The organism is Alsobacter sp., assembly GCF_059501845.1.
Genome location: NZ_JCACDK010000022.1, coordinates 102,610 through 114,787, shown reverse-complemented (window position 1 = coordinate 114,787; position 12,178 = coordinate 102,610). Strand labels below are relative to the sequence as shown.

Sequence of the window (12,178 nt, the reverse complement as noted above, 5' to 3'; positions counted from 1 at the left end):
TGGTATGCACGGTTTAGCTTCAGTCCTTGGGCGGGGACTTGTGATCCTGACGCTCGCCTCCCTGGCGGCATGCGACACGATAGATCAGTCAAACCTCGGCTCACCCGTGGTGGCGAACCAGGCGGTGCGGCTGGCTCCGGGCGACAAGGTACGTGTCACCGTCTTCGAGGAAGACCGCCTGTCCGGCGAGTTCGAGGTCGATGCGGTGGGCAACCTCACAGTGCCGCTCGCCGGCACCGTTCCCGCCAAAGGCCGCACGACGGACGACGTGGCGAGGTCGATTGCCGCGGGCCTTCGGGGGCAGTTCCTGACGAGCCCGAAGGTGACGGTGACTTCCGTCTCGCTTCGTCCCTTCTACATTCTCGGCGAAGTCACGCGCCCCGGAGAGTATCCGTTCCGCACAGGGCTTAACGTGCTGAGCGCGATTGCCGTCGCGGGAGGGCCGACCTACCGGGCCAGCAAGGCAAAGGTCCAAATCCAGCGGGCCGGTACGGAAGATTTTAAGGACTTCCCGATGGACCCCTCCGTCATGATCGCGCCAGGTGACCTGATCAAGGTCCCCGAGCGCTATTTCTAGCGGAGGCGCGACGTCCGACATGGCCGGCCGCTCGACCAAACTCTCCTTGTCTGCGTGCAAACGTACAGTTCCACTGTGCGTCGTTCTCGCGGCTACATGTGCCGCATGGCCCGTTGCTGCTCAGCAAACGGTCACCATCTTCGATCCGGAACTGTTGTCCGCTTCCCAGTTCGGACGCGGGTTCAGTAGGTCGCAGCTCAATCCGGCGCCAAGCACCGAGAACGAGGCCATCGAGGCCTGGGGCTGGCTGTTGTCGCCCTATGTGTCCGCAGGAACGGTTTACGACACCAATCCCGGCAATGCGTCCTACAACGCCAAAGGGCAGTGGGGAGTGCGGCTGCAGCCTGGGTTCAGCGCCCGCAGGGACACCGGCATCCACAATACGCGTATCTATGGCGCTGCCGATCTGCGCGCTTACGAGGGTGGGGACTACAATCAGGTCACCGGCTATCTCGGGTTCACGCATCGATACGAGATCATGCGCGATCTCGTCTGGCGCTTCCAGGGCGAGTATGGCCAGTATGCAACTCGCGGCTCTGGCGGGTTCGGCCGGTCCGGCGTGGACTATTTCCGGGACGCCTATTTCTCGACCGCGCTGCTGAAGGGCTTCGACCGCTTCACGATTGGTGGTGGGGCGTCGTTCTCGAACTCAGACCCTCTGTCCTCGTTCCAGAGTGGCGGCAGCACGGCTACGGTCTCCCTGCAGTCGGGATACCAGCTGCTGCCAAGGCTGAACGGCTATATCACGACGGAGTACGATCACGTCTTCAACACGTCCCGTGACTCGTCCGGCTACAACGCCACCATGGGGGCGACCTACGCCATCACTGATCTTTGGAATTTGAACGCATATGGTGGCGTTGCCACGCAGGAATATACCGGAACGTCGATTGGCTCGGTCACGACGCCCATCTTCGGGGCTACGCTGAGCTGGACCGCTACGCCGGAAACGAGCTTCATACTCCAGGCTCGCCGCCGCGTTGGCGTCGCCGGCATCACAGAGTTCGAAAACCAGGACTACGCGCAAATCGTCACCGACGACGGCGCATCGTTAACCGGAAACTGGGCGTTCGGCTCGCGGATCACATCCCAGTTGCGCGTTGGCTACGATCGCCGCCAGTTTTCGCAGTCGGACCGCGTCGACAACATTTTCCTCGCGGGCGGGCAGCTCAACTGGCGGTTCACGAACAACGTCAGTTTCCTGCTTTCCAATGTGTACACGACCGTCGACTCCAACAGACCCGGAAAGAGCTACGACCGGAACGTGACGACCGTTGGCGTCAGGTCGAATTTCTGACGTGATGATCGACGTCGAGTTCTCCCTCGCGCTTCACAATCGAACGGGCAAATTTTTTCTCGGCCGGGACATTCTGGAAGACCAGAACGACCTCGTCCGTTCGATTTGGTTCTGGCGGAAACAGTACGGTCGGCCACCGGCGCGCGCGACGAGCCGGGTTCTCGGTAAGCTGATGGCCGCCGAGATCAATGCGCGGCAACATCTGTCGGGATTGTCGCAGTCAATGAAGCTGAGGCCGAATAGACCGGTCCTGCACACCGATCCGTTCAGCGTCGTCATCCACGCCTTGCAGAGATCCGATGCGATTCTCTGCCATGATGTCGGGCCACTGACCCACCCTGCCTTATTCGCCCCGGACGTGACCGCGCTTTATCGCAGGGCCTATGCAGAGATTGCTCTAGCCAAGCCCCACATGGTTTTCGTGAGCGATGCGACACGGCGGAGCTTCGCGTCGTTGTTCGGCGACGACTTTGCGAGCATGGAAGTGATCCATGCCCACTTGCGGGCCGAGGTCGACAGCAGCCGCGAGGTCTCACCTGTCGCGGTCTCGAAGCCTTTCCTGCTGACGGTCGGCAACGTCGGCGCACGCAAAAACCATCTGGCTTCCATCAACGCCTTCGAAGCTTCGGGCCTCGGCCGGGAAGGCGTGAGCTATGTCCTTGTTGGCGGAACCGAGCCTGGTGGGACGGACGCCCTGTCCCGAGCCCGTGAGGTCGAGGGAGTGAAGTATCTGGGCTATGTCGGAGACGGTGAGCTCGCCTGGCTATACGGCAACGCGACCGGGTTCGTCCTGTTGAGCCAGCTTGAAGGGTTCGGCATGCCCGTAGCCGAGGCAGCCCACCGCGGTGTTGTCCCGCTGGTGGCCTCGTCCAGCGTGCTGGAGGAAGTGGCGGGGTCGGGTGCCCTGGCGGAACAGCCGTCAGATCGTGCCGCTGTCGCAGCCGCCATGAGGCGGCTCGTGAGCATGAGTTCCGAGGAGCGCGACGCCCGAAGGAGCGCGCTACGCGACAGCACGAAACGCTTCGGCCGAGACACGTTCTCGCGAGCCTGGCGCAGTCTCATCGAGAACCGCATGATCAGAGACTTCGTCGAGCGTCCGTGACGCGCGGCGCCATCCACACGGGCACCATCACAGACGTTGTGCGAGGCGCCGTTCGGGTGTAGCGCAGGCCGACAATCGTGCCGAGCACGATGCCGGCGAAGGCTCCGTAGTCAACGCCCACCGCGACCAGCGAGTAGGTGGCGAGGTTCGTCGCAACGATCAGCTTCAGGCGCCGCACGAACGGTCTGAGCTCGAGCGGGCCCCTCGAGATCGCGAACGTCGTCGTGATGAAGATCGCGAAGAACGTTCCGCCGATGACGCCCCCGGCGGCAAGCAGCGCGACCGGCCAGCTGGAAGTTCGAGTGGATCCAGGGCCTAAGCCGAGTCCATATGACTTCAGCATCGCGTTGAATGACACTGTGTTCCACATTGAACGCTCCTTGAAGGAGCCGCTACTCGATTTCTGGAACACGAAATAGTCGATCGTCTTCGTGATGCTATCGATGAATTTTTCGTTCGTGAGAATAAGCGTGATGATGAGGACAACTCCCAGCACGACGAAGGACACCTCGATCATCGTCGACGTGGAGACAGATACCCCCTTTTTTTCCAGCAGATCCAGGAACCAGGAAGCCCCGATCAGGGCTGTTACCATGCCCAGACCGAGATAACCGGTGCTCGAGCGGGCCGTGAAAATGAGAAAGAACAAAAGCAGGATGAGCGGCCGGCAGTAGTAGTTCTTGATCCTCGAGCTCTGCACGAACGGCTGCAGCAGGTAGAGCGCTGCGAGGTAAGGCACGCCGATCTGGGCAAAGGTCGATGCCTCCGGCATAAGACCGATCGTTCGTCTGGCGCCGCCATACTCGACCTCGGTCAGGAGCGAATAAGATGCCGTGCGAAACGGTTCGAGGAGATTGCCGAGCCCAACGCCCCCGAGCACAAAGTCGACCGTGCCGGTCAGTGCTACCGCACCTGCTCCGATGAGGAGGCCCTTCACGAGGGCTTGCCTCATGTCCTGCAACGCCGCCAACGCCGCATAGGAATAGAGCAGTCCAGAGGTGATCAGCAGATAGCCGAGCTGTGAGACGTTGGAGTTGGTGAACCGCAGCGGCGCGGTGTCGTGAACCAGTCCCCGAACGGGGAAAATCATGATCTGACCGTGGAACAGCCTCGGCATGATAAAGGCCGCAAAGCCCGCATAGACCAGGAACAGCGTGTAGAAGCCGAATGCGAGCGGCCGGCAGGCGAGGTCGAGCATGACCATGCGCACTCTCGACGAGAGCAGCATGCGCATCACAAAGAGCAGCGCGAAGACCGTGTAGGGCAGGATCGTCAGCCCCCCAAGCGCTTCGGGAGGCAGCATCGCAAGAGATCCGAACGGGACCGAAGAGAGCAATATCGCCGTCGCCGTCGGGATCGACACGAAGGGGATCGCGAGCGCGACCAGCCAGAAAAGAACGGCGATCATGACGCGCCCGAAAGCCTCTTTAAGTAGAGATCAATCTGCCGGTCCACCCATTCGGTGGGTGTGGTGCAGAGCTCGAACGCCCGGGTGAAGGCCGCGTGGCTCATGGCCGCGACGAGTTCGTCGTCAGACGCGCAGCGCTGCAGGGCCGTTGCGAGCTGATCGGCATTGCCTGTGGGAAACATCAGCCCCATGCCCTTGGCCTCGACCTCCGGCCCGAGAAACGCCATTGCCGACAGCGCTACGGGAATGCCGCTTCCGAGTGCCTCGAGCGCCACGAGCCCGAAGGGCTCGGGATAGCGGGAGGGAAGAACGAGCACCCTGGCCTTCAAGGCCTGCTGCCGGAGTCCGTCCCGGTCGAGCCAGCCAGGCAGTTGTACCTCGGGGAAGCGCTCGGCGATCTCGGCCCGCTGGGGCCCTTCCCCGACCATGACCAGCGGCACGCCGGCCTTGCGGGCTGCGAGGGCAAGGTCTCCGGCTCCCTTTTCCCGCTCGATCCGGCCTGCAAAGAGCACAGCGGAATTGTCCTCTGCCCGGACCCGCTCGTCCACAAACGGCACCACAGGGTTGCGGACCTCGTGGAGCACGCCGGGAGCAAAGCCTGCGCGCTCGAGTCCGTCGCTCATGGACCGGTGGATCATCAGGAGGGGAACGTCGTCCCTGCTGCCGAAGGTCCGGAGAAGCAGGGCCTGCCGCGCGACCCTCCAGAGCTTCTGGACGTGGCTCCGCTTGTCGCAGCGGCGGACGAGGCATGCCGCGGAGAGGGGCGTGAGCGCGCACGCTTCCATGGACTGGTAGTCCATGTAGGCGCCGTTCGGGCAAGCGTTGAAGAAGTCGTGGCAGTGGACGAGCAGCCGGCTCCGTGCCTTTCCGAACGCCGTGAAGATTGCAGGGGAGAGTGCCTTCGACCAACCGTGAAGGTGGTAGACCGTCTCCTCGTCGTCGTTGTCCGCAATCCAGCGCTTGAGTCCCGCCGACGCCGCGGAATTGTAGAGGCCCGCGGCGGCGGTGCCGAGCGACATGCGTCCCCCGATGTGCTCTCCGGGCAGCTTCACCATCTCGACACCAGCCTGGCGGAGACCGTCATTGCCCTCGTCGAGGGCATGCACGAAGGTCACCTCGATCCCGCGCTCGCGCAGCCACAGCGCCAGCGACAGAGCAAGCCCTGTCGCTCCCCCGCGCGCCACGGCAGCATCGTTCACGAGGACCACCCGGCGCAGCCCCTTCATACCGTGACCCCGGAGCCCGAAATCAGATCGGCCCTCGCCTGTTCCACTATGCGGCTGAACCGCTCGTTGAAGTGACGCCGGTCGAACGTCTCGGCGTGGGCGCGGATCACGTCGGGATCGAAGGAGCCCTCGCGGGCTTCGAACGCAGTGACGCACTGCTTCAGGCTGTCGACCGTCTGCTCTTCGAAGAGCATGCCTGTCCGGCCGTCGATGACCGTGTCGAGCGCACCTCCTCGCCCATACGCCAGGACGGGCTTGCCGCAGGCCATCGCCTCGACCGGCACGATGCCGAAATCCTCTTCGCCCGGGAAAATAAGGGCGCGGCACTCGCCATAGGCCCGCGCCACCTCCTCGTCACTCTGCCAGCCGCGAAACTCGATCGTCGGACCGGCAATTTTCGCCAGCATCTTCTGCTGCTCGCCGGTTCCGATGACGACCAGGCGCTTGCCAAGTTCCGTGAACGCCCTCACGGCGAGGTCGACGCGTTTGTAGGCGACCATCTGGCCGACGACGAGGTAATAGCCCTCGCTTGATCGGCTCACACGAAAGGCATCCACATCGACCGGCGGGTTCACAACATGGGCGCCGCGCCGGTAGAACTTGCGAATCCGGCCTGCGACGAAACTGGAGTTGGCCACAAAACAGTCGACGCGCGCTGAGGTCGTCACGTCCCACATGCGCAGGAACGGACCGAAAACGTAAAACGCCCAGCGCGCCAGCACGCCTCTTGAATTAACATACTGGTTGAACTGATCCCAAACGTAACGCATTGGCGAGTGGCAGTAGCACACGTGGAGAGTGCGGGGCCCGGTGATCACGCCTTTCGCCGGACCGGCCTCCGATGAGATGACGAGGTCATAGCCCGAAAGATCCAGCACCTCGAGCGCAAATGGCATCAGAATGAGATAGTACTGGTAGAACCTGCGCGCGAACGGCATGCGAGCGATGAACGTCGTGTGCACCTTACGACCGGAGACGAGCGGAGCAACCTTGTGCGGGTCAACGACGTGCGTGAAAATGTCAGCGTTTGGGTAAAGCTTGCACAGTTCTTGAACAACCTTTTCTCCGCCGCGCATGCCCACAAGCCAATAGTGTATGATCGCCACTCGCAATCGCTGGACTCCTTAAGTTTGGCGTTGCAACAACGGCCCTGAACCACAGCCCGCTCGCCCGTGAGGGCTCGTCGCAGACACCGGCGTTTATGAGGATGAGGAAGGCGCTTTATATGTCGACACGAGCCTACCCTGGACATCTGGCCTCAATATGAAGCTTTGTGTGATTATTGCCACGCACGGCCGTATCGCAATCGTGGAGCGGCTGCTTGGACATCTCTCCTTGCAGACCCGGCCCGCCGATGCCGTCGTGCTGGCGGTTCCACTTGGCGCAGCGGCCGAGGGAACTGCCCCGGGGTTTGCACAGGTTGAGGTCGTCAGGTCGGAATTAGGGTCATGCGCTCAACGCAATGCTGGCCTGGAGGCGGCCAAGGACCGGTTCGACATTCTCATATTCCTGGACGACGACTTCGTACCGCATGACACGTTTCTGGAAACCGTCGAGCACCTGATGGAGCAGAACCCGGACTGGGCTGTTCTTACGGGAACGGTTATCCTCGATGGCGTCCGCGGTGAGGGGTACAGCTACGATGTCGCTCTAGATACCCTGCGGGCGGCGGCGCTGCCGGCTGAAGCCGCGCCGGAGCCGACCTTGGGCGCCTATGGGTGCAACATGATCGTGAGGTCGTCGATGATCGGCGACACCCGGTTCGACACAAATCTGCCACTCTACGGATGGCAGGAAGACATCGATTTTTCGGTGCAATTGTCTTGCCGGGGTAAGGTGATCCGGGCCAAAAATCTCCTGGGTGTCCATCTTGGGACGAAGAAGGCGCGTTCTCCCGGGCGAAGGCTAGGCTACTCGCAGGTTGCGAACCCCGTTTATCTTGTCCGGAAGGGAACGATGCCGTTCGCATTCGCACGCAAGCTGGTCGTCCAGAACATTGGTGGCAATCTCGTCCACGCGCTCAACCCAGAGCCTTACGTTGATCGCAGGGGGCGGCTCGCAGGGAACATGCTGGCCATCGCCGATCTGGTGCGGGGCAGACTGCACCCCACCAAGATCCTGTCCTTCGATTAGGCGGGACGGAATGCCAAAGAACGTAGGCCTGGTGAATGTCGCCTACTCCCCCAATCTCGGGGATGGCGTCATCGCAGAATGTCTCTCGGCCATTCTGCTGCAGCACTTTGGATGGCGGGCTCACAACGTCGACATCGCCGGAAGGCACGGTTTCGGCGAAGCTCCACGCCGCAGCCTCATGCTGAGGACGCTTTCCACCATGCCCCCGCCGGTACGGAGGGCCAGCGTTCGTCTGGCGCTCGCGGTCAAGCACATGCGGGACGAACGCCCGCTGACGAACCCGGCTGACCTTGTGCTGGTCGGAGGGGGCCAGCTCCTGCAGGACGACGACCTCAACTTTCCGCTCAAGCTCCGGCGCGTGCTGAACGAGGCGGCGAAGCTGAAGATACCCGTCGCGGTCGTGTCCGCGGGCGTCGCCGGGACCTGGTCGGACCTCGGGCTCAGCATGATCCGCGAGGCTCTCGCGAAATGCGACGTGATCGCGATCGGCCTGCGCGACCCCGGTTCGCTTTCGAACTGGAAGCGCCTGTTCGGTGACCTCGCTCTTCCGCAGGCCCAGCTCTGCCCCGACCCCGCCATCGGCATCGCGACACTCATGCCGGAGCTGCGGCGGCAGGGGCCGCGTGAGGGCCCCGCCCGCATCGGTGTCAACATCACCAACCCCATGGTGCTTGCGCGGCACGGGCGCACGGCCCTGCCGTCTCACCGGGATGCGCTGGCTGCCTGGGCCGGGCTTGTCCGCGCCATCGCGACCAGCGGCCGCACGCCGGTGATGTTCACAAACGGCTCGCCCGAAGACGAGGAGTTCCTGAGCGAGGTGATGGCTGCACTGGGCACTTCGTCCACTGCCGTACGCTTGCGCAAGGCTGCCAACCCCATCGATCTCGTTCGAGCCATCGCCGGGCTCGATGCCCTTTTCGCCTACAGGCTTCACGCCGCGATCGTGGGCGTGAGCTACGACGTCCCCGTGATCGGGTTCAGGTGGGACGACAAGCTCGCCGCATTCTTCGAGTATGCGGGGCTTGGAGAGTTCGCGATGGACCTCCATTCGACCCCTGCCGGCGAACTCCTCGCGGCAGTCGATCGCGCCGCGGACGCCAGATATGACGCCGTTCGCGCAAGGATGCGCGACAGCTCGCAGGACCTGCTCGTGCGGTTCCTCGCGCAGACGCTCGCCTGTTGCGACAACCGGCCGACGAAGGCCGAGACGGCGCTTCACGTCGGCTAAAATCGGAGTCGGGACCCATTCAGGAGGACAGAATGCGCAGTCGGCGCCTCTCTACATTCGCCGGTATTCTGGGCATCGCGCTGTCGATCACTGGTTCCGTTCCCGGCCGTGCGGCGGAGATCGAGCCTGGCGCGCCGGTCGCAGTGTCCACCTTCCTGGACATGATCGGCGTCCAGACACACATGAGCTATTCCGACACGGCCTATGCGGACCGTGACCGCGTGCTTTCGGCGCTTCGACTACTCGGGATCGATAGCGTTCGAGACCGCGTCCCGAGCGGCCGAGGCATGGACGCCACGAAGTACCTCGCGCAACGCGGCATCAAGTTCACGCTCACGATCCGGGCCGGCCAGACCCCCGAAGACGTGCTTAAGGCGCTCTACGATATCCGCCGCTCAGTCCCGAACGCCGTAGAGGCGGTGGAGGGATACAATGAGATCGACCATGGTCCGGTCACGTTCGAAGGCAAGACGGGCGTCAAGGGGGGAGCAGCAGGTCAGGCCGCGATGTACGCCGCCGTTAAGGGCGACCCGACCTTCGGCAAGCTGCCGGTCTACAATCTCACCGGGATCGACATGGTGAAGGATCCCGAAGTGCCCTGGAACAGCCTGAAGGGCTTCGCCGACTACGGCAACTTTCACCTCTATCCGCAGAACGGGCGCCAGCCGGGAATCTGGATAAGCCCTCGCCTGTCGAGTGGCTACTCGATCCAGGGCGACTTCCCGAAGGTGATTTCCGAGTTCGGATACTTCACCCTGCCGAAGCCCAACGTCTCGGGCTTCATCGGCGTCGACGAGAAGACCCAGGCCAAGGGCATCGTGAATGGTGTTCTCGATGCCGCTAAGTCAGGTATTAAGCGCATCTTTCTCTACGAGTTGCTGGATGAAAAGCCGGACCCGGAACGGCGGCTGCGCGAGCAGAACTTCGGGCTGTTCCGGAATGATTTCTCGCCCAAGCCTTCTGCCATGGCACTGGCGAACCTTCGGGCGATACTCACGGGCAAGCGTTCGGGGAACGGTCGCACGGAGGTCAAGGATCTCACCATCCGATCAGAGGCTGCCGATATTCGGGCCCTTCGCCTGAGCGCCGGCGGTAGCCGCGAGTTTTTGGCACTTTGGCGCGAACCCCCGTTCTGGGACAGGGCGGCAGGCGTGCCAATTGAGGTGACACCCGTTCCGGTCAGCATCGACCTCCATCGCCCTGCCACAGTGAGTGTCTTCGATCCGTTCACAGGGCGGGAGGCAACACGGACGGACCGGAACACCACTTCAAGCACGGTCGAGGTCAGGGATACACTTGTTCTCCTCGGTTTGGACTGATGTGCCCGGCGTCTCCCGTCCATGCCTCACGCGAAGCGCAGATACGCCCTCTTCAGCCCACGCGATCGAAGGAACAGCGACTGAACGGACCAATAGACCAGGCGCGCAGCAAGGCCCACTGGGCCAAATCGCCTCGACCGGCGACCCTCATTGGCGCCAGCGTCCATGCGTTCGGCACCAATGGCGCTCTTTGCCGCGCTCTCGTCGGCTGCCGTCCGTCCGGGCCACATGGCCAGCTGGATGCAGGGGGCAGGGCAAACCTGGAACACCGTGACGCCCCGCGCGCTGGCGCGCCCGGGCTCGAACATCTCTTTGTCGATAGGCAGGATCATCTCGGTCCAAACTGCCCTGAGCCGTTCGGCGGCTGCGCGGTTGATGGCGTAGATCCCGGTGCCGGCATGGAAGGACTTCAGCTCGCAGACGCTATGCTTCCCGATTTTCTGAAACGGCGTGCGCGAGAGAAGCGCCGGAACGAGATATGTCTCCAGTTTCGTCACGGCGGGTTCGTCGACCGGCATCCGGAGTTCGCCGAGAACCGCGCGGGCAGAAGGCGAGAAATGGACGTCGTCCTCGCAGACGAAGGCGAAGGGCATGTCAGATGCGAGAAGCAATTCCCAACAGCGGACGTGGCTCAAGAGGCAGCCAATCTCTCCGGGAGAGAGTCCCAGGCTCGACCTGTGCTTGAAACGGTCAAGTTCATCGTCGCTGAGATTGCGGCCAACAACGCCGGGTACGAAGACATGCGGAAGACCGAGCTTCCTGAGAAGCGGCTCGAGGCGGGCGCGGCGATCAAAAGCGTCTTCCAGGCTGATAACGAACAACTGCATGTCGGTACGGATCTCCAAACGCACTACGACGGCCCGATTCGTCAGGCCACTACTGGGAGCGAAATGTGAACGACGCAAGTGACACAATTCAGGCGCTACAGTCGGTAATCAATGAACATCTGGCCCCACTGGTCCCGAAAGACCGTCCGTTTGCTCTCATCGACTTTCCAGACCACGCTAATGTCGGCGACTCCGCGATCTGGGTCGGCGAAATAGCCTATTTCGAAAAGGTTGCAGGGCGTCGCCCAGATTACGTTGCGAGCTTCCGGACATATTCGGAGGAGGCGTTGCGCAATGCTGTTCCGGACGGACCAATCCTCATCCACGGTGGCGGCAACTTCGGCGATATTTATCGAGAGACCCAGGAATTCCGGTGCACGCTCCTGGACCGTTTTCCTGATCGTGACGTCATCCAGCTGCCGCAGTCGGCGTTTTTCTCGAACGAACAGGCCACACGCCCGACCGCAGAGGCTATCGCGCGGCACGGGCGCTTCACGTTTCTGGCGCGAGATGTCCCGTCTCTGGAACTGGCCAGAAAGTTCTTTTCCTGCCAGTCGCATCTTTGCCCCGACATGGCCTTCTGCATTGGTGCCATGTCGGCCGGAAGCCCGGAGACCGATGTCGTTGCCCTGATGAGGGCGGACGTCGAGCGGGCCGACTTCGGTCAGGCGGATGTCCCCGGCAGAGTTCAACTCGAGGACTGGATGAAAGAGCAGAACAATGCACGGCGTGTTGTTCAGTATTCGGGAGCACTGGCCGGTTTGGTCTCCCACGGCAGGCCGGGCGCCCGGTATGGCCAGTTCGAGGCCATCGCCACCGCACGTCTACGGCGGGGAGCGAGGCAGCTTGCGCGGGGTCGGACCGTCGTGACGGACCGGCTCCATGCACACATCATGTCACTGCTCTTGGGCCGTCCTCACGCCGTACTCGACAATTCCTACGGCAAGATCCAGAGGTTCATGGACGCTTGGAAGACCGACGTGCCACTCACCTACCGGGCGAAGTCGTGGCCTGACGCTCTTGAATGGGCAGAGCAAGCGGCACGCAAGCCTTAGTTGCGC

The 12,178-nt window shown here is 62.6% G+C and carries 11 protein-coding genes; 7 read left to right on the top strand and 4 right to left on the bottom strand.

The window, feature by feature from the left end:
• The first annotated feature begins 40 nt into the window (after positions 1 to 40).
• The 3 genes from AC5JCN_RS26925 to AC5JCN_RS26915 are packed head-to-tail and all read left to right on the top strand — an operon-like array spanning position 41 to position 2,976.
• Complete coding sequence (locus tag AC5JCN_RS26925) at positions 41 to 577, top strand: polysaccharide biosynthesis/export family protein (protein WP_495758231.1); 537 nt, start codon at positions 41 to 43, stop codon at positions 575 to 577.
• A 19-nt stretch (positions 578 to 596) separates the two neighbouring features.
• A complete protein-coding gene (locus AC5JCN_RS26920) occupies positions 597 to 1,874 on the top strand; it encodes an outer membrane beta-barrel protein (RefSeq protein ID WP_495758230.1) in 1,278 nt (425 codons plus the stop codon).
• A gap of 4 nt (positions 1,875 to 1,878) precedes the next feature.
• Positions 1,879 to 2,976 (top strand): glycosyltransferase, encoded by a 1,098-nt coding sequence (locus AC5JCN_RS26915; protein ID WP_495758283.1) that lies wholly within the window; start codon positions 1,879 to 1,881, stop codon positions 2,974 to 2,976.
• Here the strand turns inward: AC5JCN_RS26915 and AC5JCN_RS26910 are convergent.
• Genes AC5JCN_RS26910 through AC5JCN_RS26900 form a run of 3 tightly spaced genes read right to left on the bottom strand, consistent with a single transcriptional unit; the run spans position 2,951 to position 6,716 of the window.
• Positions 2,951 to 4,384, bottom strand: coding sequence for a hypothetical protein (locus tag AC5JCN_RS26910; protein WP_495758229.1), 1,434 nt, complete (start codon positions 4,382 to 4,384; stop codon positions 2,951 to 2,953). The genes AC5JCN_RS26915 and AC5JCN_RS26910 overlap by 26 nt on opposite strands.
• A complete protein-coding gene (locus tag AC5JCN_RS26905; protein ID WP_495758228.1) occupies positions 4,381 to 5,610 on the bottom strand; it encodes a glycosyltransferase family 4 protein in 1,230 nt (409 codons plus the stop codon). Before AC5JCN_RS26905 ends, AC5JCN_RS26910 begins: the two co-directional genes overlap by 4 nt.
• On the bottom strand, positions 5,607 to 6,716 hold the full coding sequence (locus tag AC5JCN_RS26900) for a glycosyltransferase (protein ID WP_495758227.1): 1,110 nt from the start codon (positions 6,714 to 6,716) through the stop codon (positions 5,607 to 5,609). The genes AC5JCN_RS26905 and AC5JCN_RS26900 overlap by 4 nt, the downstream gene beginning before the upstream one ends.
• A 169-nt stretch (positions 6,717 to 6,885) precedes the next feature.
• On the opposite strand from AC5JCN_RS26900, the gene AC5JCN_RS26895 reads away from it, so the two are divergent.
• Genes AC5JCN_RS26895 through AC5JCN_RS26885 form a run of 3 tightly spaced genes read left to right on the top strand, consistent with a single transcriptional unit; the run spans position 6,886 to position 10,290 of the window.
• Positions 6,886 to 7,743 carry a glycosyltransferase family 2 protein gene (locus tag AC5JCN_RS26895; RefSeq protein WP_495758226.1) on the top strand — a complete coding sequence of 286 codons (858 nt, stop codon included), beginning with the start codon at positions 6,886 to 6,888 and terminating at the stop codon, positions 7,741 to 7,743.
• 10 nt (positions 7,744 to 7,753) lie between these two features.
• Positions 7,754 to 8,971, top strand: coding sequence for a polysaccharide pyruvyl transferase family protein (locus tag AC5JCN_RS26890; protein WP_495758225.1), 1,218 nt, complete (start codon positions 7,754 to 7,756; stop codon positions 8,969 to 8,971).
• Positions 8,972 to 9,003: 32 nt separating this feature from the next.
• Positions 9,004 to 10,290 (top strand): hypothetical protein, encoded by a 1,287-nt coding sequence (locus AC5JCN_RS26885; RefSeq protein WP_495758224.1) that lies wholly within the window; start codon positions 9,004 to 9,006, stop codon positions 10,288 to 10,290.
• Positions 10,291 to 10,316: 26 nt separating this feature from the next.
• Here AC5JCN_RS26885 and AC5JCN_RS26880 read toward each other — a convergent pair whose 3' ends face one another.
• Positions 10,317 to 11,117 (bottom strand): glycosyltransferase family 25 protein, encoded by an 801-nt coding sequence (locus AC5JCN_RS26880; protein WP_495758282.1) that lies wholly within the window; start codon positions 11,115 to 11,117, stop codon positions 10,317 to 10,319.
• Positions 11,118 to 11,182: 65 nt separating this feature from the next.
• Here AC5JCN_RS26880 and AC5JCN_RS26875 point away from each other — a divergent pair, with 65 nt between their 5' ends.
• Entirely contained in the window at positions 11,183 to 12,172 is a 990-nt protein-coding gene (locus tag AC5JCN_RS26875; RefSeq protein ID WP_495758223.1) for a polysaccharide pyruvyl transferase family protein, read from the top strand.
• Positions 12,173 to 12,178: the final 6 nt, after the last annotated feature.

Bases quoted from the DNA above. Each gene is read 5' to 3' on its own strand.
- AC5JCN_RS26890 (WP_495758225.1), top strand. From the start codon at position 7,754: ATGCCAAAGAACGTAGGCCTGGTGAATGTCGCCTACTCCCCCAATCTC.
- AC5JCN_RS26920 (WP_495758230.1), top strand. From the start codon at position 597: ATGGCCGGCCGCTCGACCAAACTCTCCTTGTCTGCGTGCAAACGTACA.
- AC5JCN_RS26905 (WP_495758228.1), bottom strand. From the start codon at position 5,610: ATGAAGGGGCTGCGCCGGGTGGTCCTCGTGAACGATGCTGCCGTGGCG.
- AC5JCN_RS26885 (WP_495758224.1), top strand. From the start codon at position 9,004: ATGCGCAGTCGGCGCCTCTCTACATTCGCCGGTATTCTGGGCATCGCG.
- AC5JCN_RS26880 (WP_495758282.1), bottom strand. From the start codon at position 11,117: ATGCAGTTGTTCGTTATCAGCCTGGAAGACGCTTTTGATCGCCGCGCC.
- AC5JCN_RS26915 (WP_495758283.1), top strand. From the start codon at position 1,879: ATGATCGACGTCGAGTTCTCCCTCGCGCTTCACAATCGAACGGGCAAA.
- AC5JCN_RS26910 (WP_495758229.1), bottom strand. From the start codon at position 4,384: ATGATCGCCGTTCTTTTCTGGCTGGTCGCGCTCGCGATCCCCTTCGTG.